Genomic DNA, 22456 nt, shown 5'->3' with positions numbered 1-22456 from the left:
CACTCAACTTATTGACAGGAAACTCCATGTTTTTTCTCATCTACACGCTGCTGTTGCTGCTCGGCGGCATCGCGATGGTCGCTGTCGGCGTCGCCATCAAGGAGCAGGGGACCGGCTCGCGCATCCTCAACGTGGTCGTCGGCCTGGCCTTCTTCGCCTACGGCTTCTACCTGCTGTTCCTCTTCGACGGCGGTGACTACCGCATCTTCTTCTACGTCTTCATCCTGCCGATCCTGCTGATCGTGCGCGCGGTGAAGGCCCGCAAGGAGGCCCGCGAGCAGGCCGCGGCGCACCAGTTCGCCGGCGCGCCGCAGCAGGGCATGTTCCCGCCGTCCGGGCACGGCCAGCCGGCCCCCGGCTTCCCGCCCGCCCAGGGCCAGCCCGCGTCCTACGGCGGCCCCCAGCAGGGTCAGCCCGGGTCCTACGGCGCCCCTCCGCAGGGCCAGCCCGCGCCCTACGGCGCCCCGCAGCAGGGCCAGCCGGCCCCGTATGGCGCGCCGCAGCAGGGCCAGTCCGCGCCCTACGGTGCGCCGCAGCAGGGCGGGGCGTACCCGCCGCACGCCGGTCAGCCGGGCCAGGTGGCGCCGCAGGGGTGGCACTCCGGGCAGCAGGGCAACCCGAACGCCTGAGTGGACCCCGAGGGCCGGCCGATCCTGTCGGCCGGCCCTCGTTGCGTCTGACCGGAGGCGTCTCCCACCGGTGCCGATCAGGGTGCGAGGTATGCGCTGACCGATTCTGATCGGATCCGCCGGGCAACGCCCGGGTGTAGGCGCGTGTTCCCGGACCGTTCCGCAACCCGATGAACGGCTCGACGGGGCGGTCCCGCCGCACCGCCCGCGCCCTTGCCGCCGACGGCCCGTTCCGGACGCCCGTGGGCCGGCTGGGAACAGGCGGCGGGTCCACGCCTACAGACTTGATGACGCGGATGACTCACGGCGGCCGGCCAGTTGCTGAGTCACCGGCGTCATCAAGTTTGTAGGCGCCACGCGGCCCTTCTGCCGCGACCCGGACGGCGGCTCTCGGACGCCTTTGGAGCTGAGAGCGGGAACGACTCAACCAGCCGCTACCGCCCTTCGACCGGGTGGAGTCGTGCGTGCTCTCAGCTCCAAAGGGAGGTGGAGGGCTACCACCCGTCGGCGCGGGGCGCGGGGCGCGGGTCAGGCGGGCGGCGGGACGAGCCGGGCGTGCAGCGCGGTCGGGTCGGTCACCTCGGGCAGGTCGCGGGCGGCGAGCCAGGCCGCGGCGGCGGCACCGTCGCCGGCACCGTGCAGCGGCGCGGCCGGCCAGCGCCGGGCCAGTTCGGCGCGGACGGCGGCGGCCAGCGGGGTGGCGCCGGTGAGCAGACCGCCGCCGAGCACCACGGGGTCGGCCGCGCCTGCGGGGCGGATCCGGGAGACGCTCTCGGCCAGCAGCGCGGCGGCCTCGGCGATCAGGGCGGCGCCGGTCGGCTCGCCCGCGCGGGCCGCCGCGACGACGAGCGGCGCGAAGCGGGCCAGTTCCACCGGCGGGCGGCGGGTCACCGCCTGCACCACGGCGTCGACTGTCGTCCGAGGGCGGGCGGCCACCTCGCTGGTGCCGGTCAGCTCCGCCAGGACACGGCGACCCAGTTCGCCCGGCGCTTCGGCGCGGTCCAGGTCGGCCAGGAGCCGGCGGACCGCCTCGCGGCCGAGCCAGAACCCGGAGCCGGCGTCGCCGAGCAGCCAGCCGTGGCCGTCGGCGGTGCGGTCCAGGCGCAGCTCGCGGACCTGGGCGGCGATCGCGCCGGTGCCGGCGATGAGGACGGTGCCGTCCGGGGTGGCGGTGCCGGAGGCGTAGGCGACCAGGGCGTCGCCGTGCACCGTGTACGGGCAGCGCAGCCCCGCGTCGGCCCAGGCCCGGTCGAACGCGGCGCGCCCCTGCGGGTCGGCCAGGAGGCGGCCGGCGCCGGCGAGGCCGATCACGCCGGCGCGTACCCGGTTCGGGTCGACGTCGGCGAGCGCCGCGCGCAGGGCGGCGAGCAGTTCGGCGGCGGCCCGCTCGGCGCCGTGGCTGGTCGGATTGCCGCCGCCGGCCCGGCCGGCGCCCAGGCGTGCGCCGTCGAGGCCCAGGGCGGCGGCGCGGGTGGACGTACCCCCGACGTCGAGGCCGACCACGACGGTGTCCGACATGGTCCTCATGCTGTCCGGCCGGGCCCCCGGTGCGCAAGATCGCGGCGGTGCGGCAGGTAACAGTTTGAAAACTTCGCCCACGGTCTTGACACGGAGGGCCCTTCAGTAAGAACTTTTACCACTAACAGTTAACACTCTTTTCCGAAAGGCTTCCGCCGATGGCCGAGCACGACGTCGAGACCTCCGCGGCGACCGCGGTGGTCGAAGCCGCTCCGGCCGACCGGCGGGGCGTCGACGGGGTGCTGGCCAGGGTCCGGGCCGGTGCGGGTGAGCTGACCGGGGCGCTGCGCCGGGTCGCCGAGCACGTGCTCAGCGACCCGGAGGCAGCCGCCCGGGCGACCATCGTCGAACTGGCCGAGCGGAGCGGCACGTCGCCGGCGACCATCACCCGGTTCTGCCGGGCCATGGGCTTCGAGGGCTACGCCGACCTCCGACTCGGCATCGCCGCGGAGACCGGCCGGGCGCGCTCCGCCGGCTGGACCGTCGACATCGGCCGGGAGATCCAACCCGGCGACCCGCTGTCCCGGGTGCTCGACCAGATCATGGCCGCCGACACCCGGGCCATGCACGACACCGCCGCGCTGCTCGACCTGGGCGAGGTGGAGCGGGCGGCGGTGGCCATCGCCGGGGCCAGCCGGGTGAACATCTTCGGCGCCAGCGGCAGCGCGCTGGTCGGCGAGGAGATGCAGTTCAGCCTGCACCGCATCGGGGTGGCGGCCTGGGCCTGGAGCGACGTGCACGAGGGGTTGGCCAGCGCCGCGCTGCTGGGCGTCGGCGACGTCGCGCTCGGGATCTCGCACACCGGTCAGACCCGGGAGACCATCGAGCTGCTCGCCGAGGCGGGCAGCCGCGGGGCCACCACTGTCGCGTTGACCGGCTTCCCGCGCTCGCCGCTGGCCGAACTCGCCGACATCGTCCTGGTCACCGCAAGCCAGGCGACGACCTTCCGGCCGGACGCGCTCTCCGCCCGGCACCCGCAGCTCGTCGTGCTCGACCTGCTCTACATCGCGGTGGCGCAGCGCACCCACGACCGCGCCCACGCGGCCTTCCGGCGTACCGCCCAGGCCGTCGACGGGCACAAGGCCGCGAAGGGGTCCCTCTCATGATCAGTGCCCAGGGGTACGCGGACGCCGTCCGCCCGGTGCTCGACCGGCTGGTGGACAGCCAGGCGGTGGCGGTGGACCGGGCGGCCGGTCTGATCGCCGACGGCCTGCGCGCCGGCGGCGTCCTCCAGGCGTTCGGCGCCGGCCACTCGGAGGCGTTCGCCGCCGAGCTGGTCGCGCGCGCCGGCGGCCTGGTCCCCACCAACCGGCTCTCCCTGCACGACCTCGTGCTGCACGGCGACGCGCCCCGCGACGTGCTCGCCGACCCCAAGCTGGAACGCGACCCGGAGGTGGCGCACCGGCTCTACGCCCTCGCCGCGCCGCAGCCGGAGGACGTGTTCGTGGTCGCCTCGCAGTCCGGCATCAACGGCTCGGTGGTCGAGCTGGCGATGCTGGTCAAGCGCGGCGGCCATCCGTTGATCGCGGTCACCTCGGTCGAGCACACCGCCCGGGTCGCCCCTCGGCACCCCTCCGGGCACCGACTCGCCGACCTCGCCGACGTCGTGCTGGACAACGGCGCGCCGTACGGCGACGCACTGCTGCCGCTCGAGGGCGGCGGCGCGGTCTGTGCGGTCTCCTCGGTCACCGCGGCGCTGCTCGCGCAGTTGCTGACCGCCGAGGTCGTACGACGGTTCCACCAGGCCGGAGAGGTACCCCCTGTCTATCTCTCCGCCAACGTCCCCGGTGGGGACGAGCACAACCTCGCCCTCGAGTCGCGGTACGCCGGGCGCCTCCGGCGGACCGCCTGACCCGACACCACAAGGAGAGACACCATGTCGGTTACCCCCGAGAAGTCCGACCTCAGCCGTCGGACCCTGCTGCAGCGCGCCGGCGCGGCGGGCCTGCTGGCCGTTCCGGCGGCCGGTCTGCTCAGCGCCTGCGCCGGCAGCGAGCCGAGCAAGTCCGACAGCGGCGGCGGCGCGGCCAAGAGCAAGGACAACCCGTTCGGCGTCAAGGACGACAGCGCGGTCAAGGTGGTGGTCTTCAACGGCGGGCTGGGCGACCAGTGGGCCAAGGAGGACACCGTCGTCTTCAACGCCAAGCACCCCAAGGTCACGGTCAACATGTCTTCCACCCAGAAGATCAAGACCGAAGAGCAGCCGAAGATGGCGACCCAGCCGAGCGACCTGGTGATGAACTCGGGCGCCGACATGATGGACCGCAGCACGCTGATCAACGAGGGTGCCATCGAGCCGCTCGACGACCTGCTCACCGCGCCGGCCTGGGACGGCGAGGGGACGGTCGGCGACTCGCTGCTGCCGGGCACGGTCGGCGACGGCACCCAGAACGGCAAGTTCTACGTGGTGAACGTGGCCTACACGGTCTGGGGCAACTGGTACAACGCCGCGCTGTTCAAGAAGGAGGGCTGGACGGCGCCGACGACCTGGGACGAGTTCTTCGCCCTGGCGCCGAAGATCAAGGCCAAGGGCATGGCGCCGTACGTGCACGACGCCATCCACGGCTACTACCCGCGCTGGGGTCTGTTCGCCAGCATCTGGAAGGCGGTCGGCAAGCAGGCCGTCATCGACATCGACAACCTCAAGGACGGCGCCTGGAAGGCCGACGGCATCGTCGCCGCGCTGCAGCCGTGGGAGAAGCTGGTCAAGGACAAGCTGCTGCTGCCGGGCAAGCTCAACCACACCCAGTCGCAGCAGGCCTGGCTGGACGGCAAGGCCGCGTTCATCCAGGTCGGCACGTGGCTGAAGAACGAGATGGCGGCGACCATCCCGCCGGGCTTCGAGCTGACCCTCTCGGACTACTGGAGCAACAGCGGCGACAAGGCCGCCAAGGACGTCTTCGCCGCCTCCGGCGAGGGCTTCGTGGTGCCCAGCAAGGCGCCGAACAAGGCGGCCGCCAAGGAGTTCCTGCGGGCCATCCTGTCCAAGGAGGGCTCGGCGAAGTTCGCCGAGCTGACCAAGTCGCTGGCCTCGACCAAGGGCTCCGGCGACAAGGTCCAGGACAGCGCGCTCGCCTCGGCCAACGCCGTGGTGAAGGGCGGCAGTTCGGACCTGATCTCGGTGAAGTTCCCGGACTTCTACGCCGACCTGGACAAGGAGAGCCAGAACCTCTCCGAGGAGCTCTTCGCCGGCCGGCTCACCGCGCAGCAGTTCGTCGACAAGATGCAGGCGGCCGCCGACAAGGTCGCCAAGGACTCGTCGATCAAGAAGCAGACCCGCACCGCCTGATCTCGTCGAGGAAGTGAGTCCAATGCGGCACGGAGTCGCGCGTTTCGTCACGGGCTTCCTGGCCCTGCCCGTCGCGCTGTACCTGTTCTACGTGGTGTGGCCGTTCGCGCAGGCGGCCGGGTACTCGTTGACCGACTGGGGTGGGTACTCGGACTCCCAGCGCTTCGTCGGGCTGGACAACTACGTCCGGCTGTTCTCCGACGAACTGATCCGGAAGGCGTTCTGGCACAACGTTTTCTTCCTGGTCACCGTGCCGCTGTTCACCATCGGGCTGGCCCTGCTCCTCGCGTTCCTGCTCAACGTGGGTGGGCGCGAGGACAGGGCCGGCATCCGCGGGGTGTTCGGATCCGGCCTCTACAAGGTGATCTTCTTCTTCCCGCAGGTGCTCTCGCTGGTCGTGGTCGCGGTCATGTGGCAGCAGATCTACCGCAGTGACGAGCAGGGTCTGATCAACGGTCTGCTGATCAAGATCGGGCTGGTGGACGCGGACAACCCGATCGCCTTCACCGCCGACCCGGAGCCGTTCCTCGGCATCCCGGCGGTGCTCTGGTGGCTGCTGCTCATCGCGGTCTGGAGCGGGGCCGGCTTCTACATGGTGCTCTTCTCCGCCGCCATGCAGTCGATCCCGAAGGACATCTACGAGGCCGCCATCCTCGACGGCGCGGGCCGGTTCCACACGTTCTTCAAGGTGACCCTGCCACTGCTGCGCGACACCATCTCGGTCGCCTGGGTCTACCTCGGCTTCATCGCGCTGGACATGTACGCGCTGGTCTTCGTCATGACGCCGAGCCAGGGCGGGCCGAACCACGCCAGCGAGATCTTCGCGTCGGTGCTCAACTTCACCGCGTTCCAGAAGGGCCAGTTCGGCTACGCCTGCGCGATGGGTGTCGCGCTGGCCATCTTCACGATCCTGCTCGCCGCGCTGCAGCTGAGGATCACCCGTCGTGACCGTATCGAGTACTGAAGGAGGCGCGGCGATGAGCACGGCGACGCACGGTCTCGACCGGGCCGACAAGGCCGCCACCGGATCCAGCCCCGCCCCCGTACGCCGGGCGGAGCGGCACCACGGCGGTGTCGGCTCCCGGATCTTCAACGGCTTCTCCCACGTGTTCCTCGTGGTGTGGACGCTGATGGTCATCTACCCGCTGCTGTGGGTGGTGATGTCGTCGTTCAAGGACGACTCCGAGGTGATCCGGAAGCCGCTCTCGCTGATCCCGGACAAGCTGCACTGGGAGAACTTCGGCCGGGCCTGGACCGAGGGGCACCTGGGCGCGTTCTTCCTGAACACCGTGCTGGTGCTGGTCGGCAGCGTCACGCTGACCATGCTGCTCGGCTCGATGGCCGCGTACGCGCTCGCACGGTTCGAGTTCCGCGGCAACCGGCTGATCTACTACATGTTCCTGTCCGGGCTGACCCTGCCGATCTACCTGGCGGCGGTGCCGCTGTTCAAGGGCGTCTACAACACCGGGATCAGCTTCCCGCTGCTCGGCCCGAACAAGCACCTGATGCTGATCCTGGTCTACGTGGCCTGGTCACTGTCGTTCACGATCTTCTTCATGCACTCGTTCTTCCGGACGCTGCCCGACTCGATCGCCGAGGCGGCCCAGGTCGACGGGGCCTCGCACACCCGCACGTTCTTCAGCGTGATGCTGCCGATGGCCAAGCCGGGCCTGATCAGCATCGGCATCTTCAACGTGCTCGGCCAGTGGAACCAGTGGTACCTGCCGACGCTGCTCATGCAGTCGGTGGCCGGTGAGCCGAAGCACCAGGTCATCGCGCAGGGGTTGATCGAGCTGTCGGTCAACCAGGGCTACAAGTCCGACTGGTCCGGGTTGTTCGCCGGCGTCACCATGGCGATGCTGCCGGTGCTGATCGTGTACATCGTCTTCCAGCGTCAGGTGCAGTCCGGCCTCACCGCCGGCGTCGGCAAGTAGCCGCCAGACCTCGCCGGGGCGTGCGTTAGGCGGGGCCCCCGCTTAACCGCGTGGTGTTAAGCGGGGGCCCCGCCTATGCGGAAAACGTTAAGCGGGGCCCCCGCCTTACACCTCAGCGTGTCGGTGGGGCGAGGCAGAATCACGTCCGTGCTGGTGGCGGTGGTGGCGGGCGAACGGGGCGGCGGCGTGCTGCAACCGCTGCACGCCCACGGCAGCCCGGCCGGCCCGGCCGAGGAGGTGGCCGACCTGGCCGCCGCGGTCGCCGACCGCGAGGCCGCCGACCGGCCGCGCTGGGTGTGGGCTTCCGGCGCGGGCGTCTATCCCACGCTGCTGCGCGCCGGCGTCCGGCTCGACCGCTGCCACGACGTCGAGCTGACCGAGGCGTTGCTGCTCGGGCACGCCGGCCGCTGGGGTGAGCCGCGCGCGCTGCCCGCCGCCTGGGCCCGGCTGACCGGCGCGCCGGTCCCGCCCGACCCGGCGCCCCGGGCGCCGGAGCCGCCCGGCCACGGCCAGGGCGCGCTGTTCGATCCGCCGTCCGGCCCGCCGGGCCCGGGCATCACGGCGTTGACCCGGGTGTACGCCGATCAGCTCGCCCGGATCGCCGGGACGGAGCACCCGGGCCGGTTCCGGTTGCTGGTGGCCGCCGAGTCGGCCGGCGCGCTGATCGCCGCCGAGATGGGCGCGGTCGGCCTGCCCTGGCGGGTCGACGTGCACGACGCGATCCTGGCCGAGCTGCTCGGCGACGCGTCCCCGGTCGGCGGGCCACCGCGCCGGCTGGCCGATCTCCAGGCCGGGATCGCCGCCGCGTTCGGCGTACGCCGGTTGCACGCCGACTCGCCGGCGGAGCTGTTGCGGGCGTTCGCCCGGGCGGGGGTGGAGCTGCCGAACACCCGGGCCTGGGTGCTGCGCGGGGTGGAGCACCCGGCGGTGCCGCTGGTCCTGGAATACAAGGAGCTCTACCGGATCTGGACGGCGCACGGCTGGGCCTGGCGCGACGCCTGGGTGTCCGGCGGCCGGTTCCACCCGGAGTACGTGCCCGGTGGCGTGGTCTCCGGCCGGTGGGCGACCCGGGGCGGCGGCGCGTTGCAGATCCCGAAGGTGATCCGGCGGGCGGTGGTGGCGGACCCGGGCTGGACGTTCGTGGTGGCCGACGCGGGTCAGCTCGAACCCCGGGTGCTCGCCGCGGTCTCCGGCGACGAGCGGCTGGCCGCCGCCGGTGGTGCCGGCGACCTCTACGCGGCGCTGGCCCGCGACGCCTTCGCCGGTGACCGGGCCCGGGCCAAGGTGGCGCTGCTCGGCGCGATGTACGGGCAGACCGGCGGCGCGGCGGTGCCGGCGCTGGCGGTGCTGCGGAAGAACTATCCGACCGCGTTCGGCTACGTCGAGGCGGCGGCGCGCACCGGCGAGGCGGGCGGCCTGGTCCGGTCGTGGTTGGGCCGCACCTGCCCGCCGGGCGGGGTGGGTTTCGCCGACGGGGACGAGACGGCGCCGGACGGCGAGGTGGATCGGCACAGCCCGTCCGCGCGCGCGGCCCGCTCCCGGGGGCGCTTCACCCGTAACTTCGTCATCCAGGCCACCGCCGCCGAGTGGGCCTCGACGCTGCTCGCCACGCTCCGCACCGAGTTGGTCGGCACCGATGCTGAGCTGGTCTTCTTCCAGCACGACGAGGTGATCGTGCACTGCCCGGTCGAGGCGGCGGGCGCGGTCACCGAGGCGGTCACCGCCGCCGGCGCGCGGGCCACCCGACTGCTGTTCGGCGACACCCCGGTCCGTTTCCCGCTCGACCTGTCCACCGTGGATTGCTACGCCGATGCGGCATAGCCACACAATTTTCCGTTTTGCCCCGCTACCCGCTCCCGAGCGCGCTCGTTGGGCCCGGTGTGCGTACGACGGGACGGACCGGGCGCTGCTGTGCCCGGTCCGTCCCCCTGGTCGAGGGGGCACCGCTGAACCGGATCGCTGCAATGATCATCGCCGCTGGTGGCGGCCGCCGCATCGGCGGACCCGAGGCGCTCCTGCACCAGGGCGACAAGCCGCTGGTCAGCCGGATGATCGACACGATGGTCGACGCCGGCTGCGCGCAGGTCGTGGTCGTGCTCGGCGCGGCGGCCGAGCAGGTGCGGCGGACCACCGACCTAACCAACGCCACGGTCGTGGTCAACCGCGCCTGGGGGACCGGCGTGGGCTCCTCCATCCGGGCCGGGCTCGCCGCGCTGACCGACGACGTCATCGAGGCGGTCGTCGTGGTGCCGGTGGACATGCCCGGGCTGAGCGCCGCCGCGGTCCGCCGGGTGGCCGCCCTGCCCTATCCGGACGCGCTCGTCTGCGCGACCTACGACGGCCTGCGCAACTACCCGATGCTCTTCGGCCGCCGACACTGGCCCGGCATCGCCACGCTGGCCAGCGCCGACGTCGGCGCCCGGCCGTACCTGCTGGCGCACAAGGACCAGATCGTCGACATCGCCTGTGACGCGGTGGCCGACGGCAGTCGGATCGACAGCCCGGAGCTGATGGCGCTCTACGGGCTGTCGGTGCCCGAGCAGCGCATCGGCGCCTGAGGCGGATCACCGCTCCGGGTGTCGGACCCGGGTGCCACGATGTCGACGTGGCGTACGACGAGGACCTGGCGAACCGGGTGCGGGAGTTGGTCGGGCGCGAGCCCGGCCTCGCCGAGCGGCGCATGTTCGGCGGCCTGGCGATGATGCTGCGCGGCAACATGGCGGTGGTGGTCCGCGGCGCGGGCGGCCTGATGGTCCGCGTCGACCCGGCGGAGTCCGAGCGGGCGCTCGCCGAGCCCGGCGCCGAGGCGACGGTGATGCGTGGGCGGCCGATGCGCGGCTGGGTCACCGTGGACCCGTCGGCCTGCGAGCGCGACACCGATCTGGCCCGGTGGGTCGAGCGCGGCGTGCGCTTCGCGGGCGGCCTGCCGGCGAGGTGACCCGCGCTGCCGGTTAATCGGCTGCGCCGCCGGCGGCTGCGCCCTAGGCTCGGCGTCCAGCCGGCCGGGTCGCTGCCCGAGTGGCCGGCCGGGCCGCCCTCGGGGCCGGGCAGCGGATCGGAGACGAACGCCGCGATGACCATCGACCTCTTCGCGATCAGTGTCGACGCGTGGGAGCCGCAGCGGCTCGCGGGCTTCTGGGCGGGCCTGCTCGGCCGGGAGCCGGCCGACGACCCGCGTGACGGGCTCACGCTGCCGCCCGACGGCGAAGCCGGCCTCCGCATCCGGTTCCTGCCGGCGCAGACGCCGAAGGTCGGGCAGAACCGCGTCCACCTCGACCTGACCAGCGCGACATCGCAGGGCCAGCGGGAGACGGTGGCCCGGGCGATCGAGCTGGGCGGGCGGCACGCCGACATCGGCCAGCGGGGCGACGAGGGGCACGTGGTGCTCGCCGACGGCGAGGGCAACGAGTTCTGCGTCCTCGAGGCGGGCAACACCTTCCTCGCCGGCTGCGGGTTCGTCGGCGCGGTCAACTGCGACGGCTCGCAGGCGGTCGGCTACTTCTGGCACGAGGCGCTGGGCTGGCCGCTGGTCTGGGACCAGGACGAGGAGACCGCGATCCAGTCGCCGCGCGGCGGCGCGAAGATCACCTGGAGTGGTCCGCCGTTGCTGCCCCGGCACGGCCGCGACCGCATCCACCTGGACGTCGCGCCCCCGGCCGGCGGCGACCGGGAGGCGGAGGTCGACCGGCTGCTCGCGCTCGGGGCGACCCGGGTCGGCACCGGCCGGCACGCCGCCGACGACGTGGTGGTGGCCGATCCCGACGGCAACGAGTTCTGCGTGCTCACGCCCCGCTGACGCGGGCCGGGCGCGTCAGACCTGGATGTCGAAGCGTTGCAGCACCGAGGGCGCGACCAGGCCCAGCGCGGCGAGCACCGCCAGCACGGTCAGCGCCCCCCGCAGCACCACCGTCTCGGCCTTGCTGCCGGTGCGCAGCGCGATGCTGTTGGGCAACCCGATCATCGTCCACATCCGCCGTTTGATCGGGATGGGCCAGAGGATCGGCACCCCGGCCCGGGTGATCATGTCGCCGAGGATGTGCACGAAGCAGCCCACGCCGACGGCCAGGCCGATCATCGGATAGCCCCGGTCGCCGGGCAGGTTGGCGAAGGTGAACCAGGCCGCGGCGGCCGACACCAGCGTGACCACCACCCAGCCGGCACGCTCGGCCCACTCGTCGAAGAGACCGCGCAGCGCCAGACCGATCATGAAGAACAGGATGCCGACCACAGCCCACTTGCCGTAGTGGGCGCAGAGCGCGGTGGTGCCCCACCCGACCAGCACCGTGAACGGCACGGTGTGGGTCAGCGTGCGGTGCCCGTTGTTGCGGCGTGGGTCCTTGCTCAGCTTCGTCGCGTAGTAGACGCCGAGCGAGATCTTCTCCATCACCTCGGCGACGAAGAGGCTGAACACGCCGAACGTCCGGGCGACGGTGGCGCCGCCCTGGTTGCGGGTGACCTTGCCGGAGAGGTCGAGGTCGGGAAAGAGCGCCCCGCCCGCGCAGACCGCGGTGCCCACCGCCAGCGCCAGCGGCGTCTGGTGATAGTCGGCGAACTGGTCCAGCGCCCAGGAGCCGGTCAACCACACGGCCGCGCCGGACAGCGCGTGGGACGGTCCCATCATCTCGGCTCGCCCTCCCCAGAGATCTTGATCGACAGAAACTACGCCACTGTAGTCAGTCGGTGCGACGGCGGGGCATCAGGAAGTATGTCGGCACAGGTGGGCGCGGTGGTGCCGACTGTCGGCGATGGGACGCGGGCCGGTCAGCCCGCCGTGCGGGTCGGCCGGATCGGCCGGACGCTGTCCCGGATCAGCGCGAACTGCTCGTCGGCGGCGGCCCAGTCGGCCTCCGACGTGGTCAGGCCCAGCGTCCACCCGGCCTCCTCGCCGGGCAGCACCCGCAGCGCGTGCATGCGTTCGCCGTACGGCGCGGTCCAGCGGCACTCCCACTCCGCGCCCTCGCCGTCGGCGGCGAGCCGGACCTTGTCGTACTGGGGGAGCCGACCGGCGGCCTTGAGGTCTCGTTCGGCCGAGCGCAGCCGACCCACCGGATCCCCACCCGGGTAGGGCTCGACGCCCAGGATGCGCCGGGTGGCCGGGTCCTGGAAGCAGGTGGTGTCGCCCGAGCGGAGCTGGAGCCAACCGGCCGGCAGGGCGATGTGGAACCCGCCGGTGTCGGCGGGCCAGACCCAACCGGCGGGCACCGTCACCGCCGGGTCGGCCGGTGGCGGGCCCTTCTGGACCGGTGTGCCCGCCACGTCCGGCCGGATGCAGGGAAACGGCGGTGGCGGCACCCCGGCCTCTCCGCCGGGCGGCCCGGGTGGCCGCTGCCAGGGTTGACCGACGAGCTCGCCGTGCCGGTCGCCGTCCTGCGGGTGGTCGTCGGCGACGGCGAGCGCGGTGCTGACGCCCGCCACCACGGCCAGCACCACGGCACCCGCGGCGAAGCCCCAACGCCGGGTCGTCCTGCGGCCGGTGCCGCCGTCGGCGGGCGGGTCGCCGGCGTCGCCGTCCTCGGGGCCGGCGTCGTCGTGGGGGGCGCGTACGCCCGGGACCGGGCCGCCGTGCGGAGCGCGTACCCTGCCGAGCGCGCCGCTGTCCGTGGCGCCGCGGAGCCGGCCGCTGTCGGGCGAGCCGCCGGTGGCGACCGGCGGCGGGGACGGCGGGGGGATGCCGCCCGGCGTGGGGGTGTGCACCGGGCTGACGGCGTCGGCCCGCGCCGCCGGCCCCTCCGGGCCGGCGGGGTTGCCCGGGTCCACGAAGCTGGTCAGGACCGTGGGCCCCAACGCACCGACCGGCCGGTCGGGAGTGTCCCGCGCCGTCCCGCCGTTCTCCGGCCGGTCCGGCTCGTCGGAGTCGTGATCCTCCGCCGGGTCGGCCGAGGTCGGATCGTCCTCGGCCGGTCGCGCCCACTCGCTGCGCCGGGCCGCCCGGCTCCAGGCCCGGGCGGCGGCGGCCGGCGGCATCAGGTTCGGATAGCCGACGGCCGGTCGGGCTACCGCGTCCTCGTCGTCCCCGCCGGAGTCCCAGCCATCCGTGCCGTCGGTGCCGTCCCAGCCGGTCGTGCGGTCCCAGCCGGCCCAGCCGTCCGGCTCGGACCGGCCCGACCTGTCGGTGCCCGGATGTGCCGGTTGGCCGCCCGCGCCGGCGTGGGCCGGCCCGGAGCTGCCCGCGACCGGACCCGTGGATCCGGCCGTGCCTGCCGGCGGAGCGGGGCGTCCGGCCGTGCCTGCCGGCGGAGCGGGGCGTCCGACCGTGCCTGCCGGCGGAGCGGCGCGCCCGACCGCGCCGCCGACCGGACCGGGGCGCCCCGCTCCGTCCGCCGAGGGAACGGTGGACTCGGACCGGGGAACCGGTGGGACGGCGATGCTGGAGCCGCTCAGCGGCGGAACGGCCGGCCCGGACCGGGGAACCGGCGGGACGCCGATGCGGGAACCGGTCATCGGCGGGACGGCCGGGCCGGTGCCGGCCGTCCGGGGCCCGGACGGCGCCCCCGGCCCGGCCCGACCCGGCTCGGCGGCGGCCGGCCCGTCCGGCACGGCGGCGGGCGGCTCGGCGGCGGCGGCGAGCAGCCGGGCGATGTCGTCGTGGCCGAGCCGGTTGCGCGGGTCGCGGCGCAGCAGCCCGACCAGCACCGGCATCAGCGGGCCGGCGTGCGGCGCCGGATCCGGTGGCTGGCTGGCCAGCGCCGCCAGCGTGGCCATCGCGGTGCTGCGGGCGTAGGGCGAACGGCCCTCCACGGCGGCGTGCAGGGTGGCGCCCAGCGACCACAGGTCGGCCTCCACGCTGGACACGCTCTCGGCGGCGCGCTCCGGGGCGACGTACTGCGGGGAGCCGAGGACCAGGCCCGGACGGGTCATGGCGCCGTCGCCGCCCTCGAACACGGCCAGCCCGAAGTCGGTGAGCAGCACCCGCCCGTCCAGGGCCAGCAGCACGTTCGCGGGTTTCACGTCCCGGTGCAGCACTCCGGCCCGGTGGGCGGCACGCAGCGCGGCGTGCACCGCCACCCCGATCTCGGCGGCCCGCCGCGGCGGCAGCGGGCCGTCGGTCTCGATGATCTCCTGCAGCGAGCGGGACGGGACGTACTCCATGATCAGCCACGGGTCGCCGTTGACCCGGACCACGTCGTAGACCCGGACCACGTTGGGGTGGTTGAGCCGGGCCGCCGTGCGCGCCTCGCGCAGGGTGCGGGCGCGCAGCTCGTCGCGGTCGCTCTCGGCGAGCCAGTTCGGCGGCAGCACCTGCTTCACCGCGACCTCGCGCTGAAGCTCCTCGTCCCGAGCTCGCCAGACCTGGCCCATCCCGCCGCGGCCGACCAGGTCGATCAGGCGGTACCGTCCGGCGATCACCACTTCCCGCACCGCACTCCTCACCGCTGGTTGGTCCACAATAGCCAACGGATCGGGTCGGACCTATCCCATCAGGGCGGCGGACCTCAGCTCGCCGCGCCGGCCAGCAGGTTTCCCTCCGGAATGGCGACGGCCGGACGACCCCCGGCCAGCAGCGCGGCGGCCCGGCGGGCCTGGAACGAGTGGTGTTCCCGGCGGGCGGCGGCGTAGCTGACGGCGGTGCGGGTCGCGATGGCCGACCAGGCGTAGCGGCGGGTCACCATGGCGCGGGCCTTGCGCGCCACCCGGCGGGCGAACACCTCGTCGTCGAGCAGCCGGTCGACGGCGCCCGCCAGCGCGTCCGGATCGCCGTGCGGGAACGTCACCCCGGTCACCCCGGGCTCGACGATCTCGGCCAGCCCGCCGGTGCGCGCCACCGCGAGCGGCGCGCCGGCGGCCGCCGCCTCCAGGGCGATCATGCCGAACGGCTCGTAGAGGCTGGGGATCACGGTGGCGTCGGTGGCGGCGAGCACGGCGGGGAGCTGGGTGGCGTCCATGAAGCCGGCGAAGCGGACCGTGTCGCCCAGGCGCAGCCGCTGCGTCCGGTCGACCAACTCGTCCCGGTACGGCCCGTCCCCGGCGATCACCACCCGCAGCCCCGGGTGCCGGGCGGCCAGGCGCGGCACGGCGTCCACCAGGTGCTGCACGCCCTTCTCGTAGACCAGCCGGCCGGCGTAGCCGACCAGCGGGCCGCGGCCGGCGAAGCGGGCGCGGGCGGAGGCGACCGCGTGCGGGCGGGCCCGCCAGGCCCGGTCGTCCACGCCGTTGGCCACCACGTCGACGCGCCCGGCCGGCACGTCGAACAGCCGGGACACCTGCTCGCGCATGTAGCCGGAGCAGGCGATCACCCGGGCCGAGGCGTTGCTCAGCCAGTGCTCGACGCCGTGGATGGTGCGGCTCATCTCCCCGGGCAGCCAGCCCTGGTGCCGGCCGGCCTCGGTGGCGTGGATGGTGGTGACCAGCGGCACGTCCAGGTGTTCGGCCAGGGTGACGGCGGTGTGCGCGACCAGCCAGTCGTGGGCGTGGATCACGTCGTACGCGCCGGTGGAGGCGGCGCGCAGGGCGGTGCGGGTGAGCGTGTGGTTGAACGCCATGGTCCAGGCCAGCAGCGAGTCGGTGGCGAGCGGGAACCGGACCGGATCCTCGGCGGCCCGCAGCACGCGGACGCCGTCGGCGTACTCCTCCACGGGTGTGCCCTCGGCGTGCCGGGTGACCACGGTGACCTCGTGCCCGGCGGCGGCCAGGGCCACCGAGAGCGCGTGCACGTGCCGGCCGAGGCCACCGACCAGCACGGGAGGGTATTCCCAGGAGAGCAGCAGCACCCGCAGGCGCCGGGCGGGCTGGATGTCGATCACTTCGGCGTCAGCTGACACGCGGCCCCCTTTGAGTTGTGGTCATCCCGCCGGGACGGCACCGCCGAGGGCGTCCGGAGGGGTCGCCACCCATCCTGCCCAGGGGTCGATAACCGGCGGCGACGCGCGGGTTGCCGGTCTGTAACGCGTTACCGGCGGGCGCGCCGCGCGCGCAGCAGCTCCGCCACCGACCAGGCCTGGAACGGGCAGCCGGTGGCGCCGTGCGGGGCCGCGCCCTCGGCGGTCTCGCTGACCGAACCCAGGCCGTCCTCGACCAGGTGGCCCTCCAGGCCGACCAGCAGGTCCGCGGTGGGCAGGCCCGCCTTCCGGTACGCGTCGAGCAGCGGCCCGGTCAGCCACGGCCAGACCGTGCCCTGGTGGTAGGCGGAGTCCCGCTCGGCCGGGCCGCCCCGGTGCCGGCCGGTGAAGCCGGGGGAGCCGGGGGCGAGGCTGCGCGGGCCGAGCGGGGTGAACAGCGCCTCGGTGAGCCGGCCGAGGGCGGCCCGGTCCGCCTCCAGCGGGGCGTAGGGCAGCGACCAGGCGAGCAGTTGGTTGGGGCGCAGCAGGTCGTCGTCGTGGTGCGGGGCGCCGCCGAGCGGGTACGCGGGCGCCGGCGCGTCCACCACGTCGTGCAGCCAGCCGGCCGGCGACGGGAACCGGTCGCGGAACGCGGTGGTGGCCCGGCCGTGCAGGTCCGCCAGGGCGGTGGCGTCGCGGCCGGCCAGCTCGGTCAGCTCGGCGAGCCCGGCCAGCCCGTTGATCCACAGCGCGTTGACCTCGACCGGCTTGCCGGTACGCGGGGTCACCGGCACCCCGTACACCCGGGCGTCCATCCAGGTCAGCGCCGTGTCCGGGGGGCCGCCCTGGGTGAGCAGCCCGTCGGCGGGGTCGACCACGATGCCGTACCGGGTGCCGGCCACGTGCGCCTCGACGATGCCGTGCAGCGCGGGCAGCAGCTCGTCGCCGAGGTCGGTGTCGCCGGTGACCGTGACGTGCCGGCTCACCGCGTGCAGGAACCAGAGCGTGGCGTCGACAGTGTTGTGCTCGACCCGGCCGGTGTCGGCGGTGTTCGCCAGCATGCCCTCCGACAGCGTCCCCGCGTACGCCCGCAGCAGCTCCCGGCCCTCGTCGGCACGGTTCGTGCAGAGGAACAACCCCTCGTAGGAGATCATGGTGTCCCGCGACCAGGCGCCGAACCACGGGTAGCCGGCCACCACGTCCGGGCCGGTCGCGGTGCGGACCACGAACGCGTCGGCGGCCAGCGCCAGCGTCGCCTCGACGGCGTCGTCGGGCTTCGCGGCGGCCACCACCGCCCGGTTGCGTCGCCGGGCCGCCTCGACCACGGCGGTCGCCGACGGCGGCTCCTCGGCCAGGTCGTCCGCCCAGGCCAGCACCGTCACCGTCGCGCCGGGGGCGTCCAGCGCGGCGGAGAACCGGCCCGCGTACCAGAGGTCCTCGTCGGGGTTCAGGCCCCGGGCGGCCTCGGCCCGGTGGCGGACGCCGTGCCACCACTGGCCCTCCGGGGTCCAGTCCGGCCCGGCGAGCCGGAACGCGCCGTCGACGACCGTGCCGCCGGCCACCGGCTCGAGCCGGGGCGCGGGGCCGTCGGCCCGCCGCTCGCCGTGCGCGTCGCGCCAGGTGCAGGCCGCGGCCAGGTCCAGCCGGACCGGGCCGCCGGAGACCAGCCGGTGGACCACGGCCACGCAGGACCGGCCGTACGCCATGGCGATCTCCCGTTCGATCACCACGTCGCCGATCCGCCACCGCCAGCGCGGCACCCCGTCGGTCAGGTCGAAGCGTTCCAGCAGTTCGAAGCCGCGCGGGTCGACCACGCCGGAGGACCACTCGTGCGCGCCGAGGCGGACCTGCCGGCCGGACGGGAGGGTGACCGCCGGGTCGAGGCTCACGAGTCCCACCTTGCGGGACGCCGGTGTCGCACCCGGCACCACCAGCAACCCGTGGTAGCGACGGGTGCGCAGCCCGGCCACGGTGCCCATGGCGTAGCCGCCGCGCCCGTCCGTGACCAGCCATTCCCGCCCGGCGGCGGTGGACAGCTCCCCGCAGGCCTGCGGGCCGAACCGGATGTCGATCAACTTTCCTCCACCGGCAGCGAGGTGTGACATGCCACGACGACAATGGCCGCTGTGGAGAAGTACCCCGGCGGCGTCGAAGATGTGCGGGTGATCACCGACCGCCCGACCTCCGCGACCTCCGACCCCGAGCGGCACCGGCTCGCCCAGGCCGACGCCGGGGAGCAGGACTGGCGCGCATGGGGCCCCTATCTGTCCGAGCGGGCGTGGGGGACGGTACGGGAGGACTACAGCGAGCACGGCACGGCGTGGGACTACTTCCCCCACGATCACGCGCGGTCCCGAGCCTACCGGTGGAACGACGACGGCATGGCGGGCGTCTGCGACGACCGGCAGACGTTCTGCTTCGCGCTGGCGCTGTGGAACGGGCGGGACCCGATCCTCAAGGAGCGGATGTTCGGCCTCGGCGGCGACGGCGGCAACCACGGCGAGGACGCCAAGGAGTACTGGTGGTATCTCGACTCCACGCCCACGCACTCCTGGATGCGCTGGCGCTACCACTACCCGCAGGCCGCGTTCCCGTACGACGAGCTGGTCTCGGTGAACGCGCTGCGCGGCCGCGACGACACCGAGTACGAGCTGGTGGACACCGGCATCTTCGACGACGACAGGTACTGGGCGGTGACCGTCGACTACGCCAAGGCGTCGCCGACCGACATGTGCGTGCTGGTCACGGTCGCGAACCGGGGCGACGAGGACGCCACCCTGCACGTGCTGCCCACGCTCTGGTTCCGCAACACCTGGTCCTGGGGGCTGCCCGGCGCCGACCGGGTGCCGCAGCTGGTCGGCGCCGGTTCCCGACTGGTCGGTGAGCACTGGGTGCTGGGCCAGCTCCTGCTGGAGGGCGACGGCGAGCCCACGCCGCTGCTGTGCGACAACGAGACCAACGCGGAGCGGCTGTGGGGGCTGCCCGGACGGTCGGCGTACCCGAAGGACGGGATCAACGACCACGTGGTGGCCGGCGCGCCCACCGTCAACCCGGACCGTGTCGGCACCAAGGGCGCGCTGCACTACGTGCTCGACGTGCCGGCCGGCGAACAGCGGCAGATCCGGCTGCGGCTGACCCGCACCGCGCCGCCGCCGGCGGCCGGTCCGCCGGCCCCGGCCGACCTCGACGACGGGTTCGACACCGTGCTCTGGGCCCGCCGCGCCGAGGCGAACCGGTTCTTCGACAGCGTGATCCCGGCGGCGGCCACCACCGACGAGGCGCTGGTCGCCCGGCAGGCGATCGCCGGGCTGATGTGGGGCAAGCAGTTCTACCACTTCGACGTCAAGCGCTGGCTGGAGGGTGATCCCGGGTCGGCGCCGCCGCCGGCCGGCCGGCGGCACGGGCGCAACAGCGCCTGGTGGCACATGAACAGCTTCGACGTCTTCTCCATGCCGGACCCGTGGGAATATCCCTGGTACGCGGCGTGGGACCTGGCCTTCCACTGCGTGACCATCGCCCGGGTCGACCCGGGCTTCGCCAAGGAGCAGCTGCTGCTCCTGCTCCGCGAGTGGTACCTGCACCCGAACGGGCAGATCCCGGCGTACGAGTGGGCGTTCGGGGACGTGAACCCGCCGGTGCACGCGTGGGCCGCGTTGAAGGTCTTCGAGATCGACGGCTCCCGCGACCACGAGTTCCTCGCCCGGGTGATGCACAAGCTGCTGCTCAACTTCACCTGGTGGGTCAACCGCAAGGACACCGGCGGCAACAACGTCTTCGAGGGCGGCTTCCTCGGCCTGGACAACGTGGGGCCGTTCGACCGGTCGGCCGCGCTGCCGGTGGCCGGCACGCTGGAGCAGTCCGACGGCACCGGCTGGATGGCCATGTACGCGCTCAACCTGCTCGACATGGCGATCGTGCTGGCCGAGCACGACCACGCGTACGTGGACACCGCGACGAAGTTCTTCGAGCACTTCGCGTACATCGCCGCGGCGGCGTACGAGCAGGGGTTGTGGGACCCCGAGGACGCGTTCTTCTACGACGTGCTGCGGCTGGCCGACGGCACGAAGGTCCCGCTGAAGGTGCGGTCGGTGGTCGGCCTGCTGCCGTTGGCCGCGGTCACCCGGCTGACCACCCGGACCATGCGCCGCCTGCCCGAACTGGGCGCCCGGCTGCGCTGGTTCCTGACCAACCGCCCGGAGTACGCCGACGTGATCGGCGGACGCCGGCTCGGTTCGGACGGCACCCAGCAGCGGCTGCTGTCGATGGTCGGCCCGGAGCAGATGGTCCGGCTGCTGGCCCGGATGCTCGACACCGACGAGTTCCTCTCCGAGTACGGCCTGCGCACGCTCTCCCGCGCCCACCTGGACAAGCCGTTCACGGTGACGCTCGGCGGGCAGGAGTTCAGCGTCGGCTACGAGCCGGCCGAGTCGACGAGCGGCCTGTTCGGGGGCAACTCCAACTGGCGCGGCCCGATCTGGATGCCGACGAACTTCCTGCTGATCACCGCGCTGCGGGACCACGCCGCGTTCTTCGGCGACGACCTCCAGGTCGAGTACCCGACCCGCTCCGGGGTCAAGCGGACCCTCGACGAGATCGCCGACGACCTGTCCGCCCGGCTGATCTCGCTGTTCACCCAGGACGGGTGGGGGCGGCGGCCGATCTACGGGGCGGCGCAACTGTTCCAGACCCACCCGGACTGGCGGGACCTGATCTGCTTCCCGGAGTATTTCCACGGCGACAACGGCGCCGGGTTGGGCGCCTGGCACCAGACCGGCTGGACGGCCCTGGTCGCCGACCTGATCCTCACCCTGCGCCGCTGAGCGCCGCGCTTCCCGCCCCGCGCCGCGCCGCCGTTGCGCCGCCGCTCAGGGCAGCGGCAGGAACGCCACCCGCGCGTGGTACTCGCCGGCCACCGTCACGGTGTCGCTGCCGAGCCACAGGCCGCGGTCGGTGGCGTACAGCTCGGCGGTGCCGACCCCGCGGTCCTTGGTGGGGTTCCACGCCAGCGCCCGGCCGGTGGTGGGGTTGATCGCCCCGATGCCGGGCCGGGACACCGCGCCGGGGCCGGCGGAGTTGCGCCCCGACGGGTTGTCCAGCCAGCGCTGGTGACCGCCGACGTAGACCGCCGCGCCGGTGACGGCCACCGACAGCAGGGTGTCGCCGCCGGTGTGGTTGGCCCAGGTCGGCTGCTTGCCGGTGGTCTCCGTGCCGAACTCGAAGCGGGTCGCGGTGTCGCACAGCGTGCCCGGGAACGCCCCGCCGGTCGTGACCGCCACGAACCAGGCGCCGTCCGCGGAGATGTCCACCCCGCGCAGGTAGGTGGGTATCGACCTGGAGCACTGCGGTTGGTAGCGGGTCGTCGACCAGCCGGACAGCGTGGCGCCCGACGTGGTCAGGTTCGCCACCGCGAGCTGGTGCCGGACCTGCCCCGCGACGGAGCTGAAGTTGCCCGCGAAGACCAGCCGCCGGCCGTCGGCGGAGACGTCCAGCGCCTCGATCTTGACCGGGGCGGTCACCCCGGAGGAGGTGACCCGGGGACCCTCCAGCCGCAGGTTCACCGACGCGTCGGCGGCGCCGGTGGTCGCGTTCAACGCGGCCAGGGCCCGCCGGGTCACCCCGCCCACGGTCTGGAACGCGCCGCCCACGAGCAACCGGGTGCCGACCAGCCGCATGTCGTTGACCTGGTTGTTCAGCGCCGCCGGGGCGAACCCGGCGACCCGGGCGCCGGTGACCGCGTCGACCCGGGCCACCCGGGGCGCGGCCACCCCGCCGACCGTGGTGAACGCGCCGCCGAGATAGATCGAACGGCCGTCCGCCGAGGCGGCGAGCGCCTTCACCGTCCCGTTGACCACCGGCTTGAACGTCGTGTCGATCCGGCCGGTGGTGGCGTCGAACGCCACCAGCCGGGGCATCGCGAGCTGTGCGCTGGTGTTCGCGTTGCGGACCTTGGTGAACGAGCCGGCGAGGTAGACCCGGTTGCCGACCTGGAGGATCCGGTACACGGTGCCGTCGAGCGCGTGCGGCGTCCAGGCCGCCGGCTTCGCGCCGACCACGGTGGAGTGGGTGGCGTTGACGGCGTGGGCCGGGGACGCCGGGAACGCGCCACCGGCGACGGCGAGCGCGGCCGCCCCGGCGAGGACCGCGCGGCGCCCGACCCGGGCCGGAACGGATGAGGTCGTCATCGCTGAAGCATCCCGCCCGACCAGGATTTCCGCAGTCGGGTAGCCGCCTCACCCCAGCCACCGACCGGCCGACCCACCCGGCATGAAAGGAGGGGCCCCCTGTTAACGCCTCGTGTTAAAAAGGGGCCCCGCCTCTACCGCGGGCGTT

Annotated in this window: 17 protein-coding genes; 11 read left to right on the top strand and 6 right to left on the bottom strand. The window is 73.7% G+C overall.

Going from position 1 to position 22456, the window contains the following annotated elements:
- The first annotated feature begins 26 nt into the window (after positions 1-26).
- Positions 27-629 (top strand): hypothetical protein, encoded by a 603-nt coding sequence (locus GA0070213_RS20040; protein WP_091066666.1) that lies wholly within the window; start codon positions 27-29, stop codon positions 627-629.
- 528 nt (positions 630-1157) lie between these two features.
- Here GA0070213_RS20040 and GA0070213_RS20035 read toward each other — a convergent pair.
- On the bottom strand, positions 1158-2147 hold the full coding sequence (locus GA0070213_RS20035; protein WP_091066663.1) for an N-acetylglucosamine kinase: 990 nt from the start codon (positions 2145-2147) through the stop codon (positions 1158-1160).
- Positions 2148-2305: 158 nt separating this feature from the next.
- On the opposite strand from GA0070213_RS20035, the gene GA0070213_RS20030 reads away from it, so the two are divergent.
- From GA0070213_RS20030 to GA0070213_RS19990, 9 genes are all read left to right on the top strand, one after another.
- Positions 2306-3253, top strand: coding sequence for a MurR/RpiR family transcriptional regulator (locus tag GA0070213_RS20030; protein ID WP_091066660.1), 948 nt, complete (start codon positions 2306-2308; stop codon positions 3251-3253).
- Positions 3250-3999, top strand: coding sequence for a sugar isomerase domain-containing protein (locus GA0070213_RS20025; protein ID WP_091066656.1), 750 nt, complete (start codon positions 3250-3252; stop codon positions 3997-3999). The genes GA0070213_RS20030 and GA0070213_RS20025 overlap by 4 nt, the downstream gene beginning before the upstream one ends.
- Before the next feature lie 24 nt (positions 4000-4023).
- Positions 4024-5436, top strand: coding sequence for an N-acetylglucosamine/diacetylchitobiose ABC transporter substrate-binding protein (gene ngcE / locus GA0070213_RS20020; RefSeq protein ID WP_091066653.1), 1413 nt, complete (start codon positions 4024-4026; stop codon positions 5434-5436).
- Positions 5437-5458: 22 nt separating this feature from the next.
- A complete protein-coding gene (locus GA0070213_RS20015; protein WP_091066649.1) occupies positions 5459-6400 on the top strand; it encodes a carbohydrate ABC transporter permease in 942 nt (313 codons plus the stop codon).
- A 13-nt stretch (positions 6401-6413) separates the two neighbouring features.
- Complete coding sequence (locus tag GA0070213_RS20010; protein WP_091066647.1) at positions 6414-7370, top strand: carbohydrate ABC transporter permease; 957 nt, start codon at positions 6414-6416, stop codon at positions 7368-7370.
- Between the two features lie 75 nt (positions 7371-7445).
- Complete coding sequence (locus GA0070213_RS20005; RefSeq protein WP_175441413.1) at positions 7446-9191, top strand: bifunctional 3'-5' exonuclease/DNA polymerase; 1746 nt, start codon at positions 7446-7448, stop codon at positions 9189-9191.
- A 143-nt stretch (positions 9192-9334) separates the two neighbouring features.
- Positions 9335-9928: a nucleotidyltransferase family protein gene (locus GA0070213_RS20000; RefSeq protein ID WP_091066644.1), complete on the top strand. Its 594-nt coding sequence runs from the start codon at positions 9335-9337 to the stop codon at positions 9926-9928.
- Between the two features lie 47 nt (positions 9929-9975).
- A complete protein-coding gene (locus tag GA0070213_RS19995) occupies positions 9976-10308 on the top strand; it encodes a TfoX/Sxy family protein (RefSeq protein WP_091066640.1) in 333 nt (110 codons plus the stop codon).
- 135 nt (positions 10309-10443) lie between these two features.
- Complete coding sequence (locus GA0070213_RS19990) at positions 10444-11166, top strand: VOC family protein (RefSeq protein WP_091066636.1); 723 nt, start codon at positions 10444-10446, stop codon at positions 11164-11166.
- 15 nt (positions 11167-11181) lie between these two features.
- Here the strand turns inward: GA0070213_RS19990 and GA0070213_RS19985 are convergent, their stop codons facing one another.
- From GA0070213_RS19985 to GA0070213_RS19970, 4 genes are all read right to left on the bottom strand, one after another.
- Positions 11182-11991: a metal-dependent hydrolase gene (locus GA0070213_RS19985; RefSeq protein WP_091066633.1), complete on the bottom strand. Its 810-nt coding sequence runs from the start codon at positions 11989-11991 to the stop codon at positions 11182-11184.
- A 140-nt stretch (positions 11992-12131) separates the two neighbouring features.
- Positions 12132-14729: a serine/threonine-protein kinase gene (locus GA0070213_RS19980; protein WP_091066630.1), complete on the bottom strand. Its 2598-nt coding sequence runs from the start codon at positions 14727-14729 to the stop codon at positions 12132-12134.
- A 74-nt stretch (positions 14730-14803) separates the two neighbouring features.
- Positions 14804-16129: a glycosyltransferase family 4 protein gene (locus GA0070213_RS19975; RefSeq protein WP_091066627.1), complete on the bottom strand. Its 1326-nt coding sequence runs from the start codon at positions 16127-16129 to the stop codon at positions 14804-14806.
- A gap of 128 nt (positions 16130-16257) precedes the next feature.
- Positions 16258-18201, bottom strand: coding sequence for an amylo-alpha-1,6-glucosidase (locus GA0070213_RS19970; RefSeq protein ID WP_091066623.1), 1944 nt, complete (start codon positions 18199-18201; stop codon positions 16258-16260).
- A 42-nt stretch (positions 18202-18243) separates the two neighbouring features.
- On the opposite strand from GA0070213_RS19970, the gene GA0070213_RS19965 reads away from it, so the two are divergent.
- Positions 18244-20946, top strand: coding sequence for an MGH1-like glycoside hydrolase domain-containing protein (locus tag GA0070213_RS19965; RefSeq protein ID WP_091066620.1), 2703 nt, complete (start codon positions 18244-18246; stop codon positions 20944-20946).
- Between the two features lie 45 nt (positions 20947-20991).
- Here the strand turns inward: GA0070213_RS19965 and GA0070213_RS19960 are convergent, their stop codons facing one another.
- Positions 20992-22308, bottom strand: coding sequence for a hypothetical protein (locus GA0070213_RS19960; protein ID WP_091066618.1), 1317 nt, complete (start codon positions 22306-22308; stop codon positions 20992-20994).
- Between the last annotated feature and the right edge of the window lie 148 nt (positions 22309-22456).

It is taken from the genome of Micromonospora humi (assembly GCF_900090105.1).
GTDB lineage: Bacteria > Actinomycetota > Actinomycetes > Mycobacteriales > Micromonosporaceae > Micromonospora > Micromonospora humi.
The sequence above is the reverse complement of the archived record's forward strand: the minus strand, read 5'-3'. Positions and strand labels throughout refer to the sequence as shown.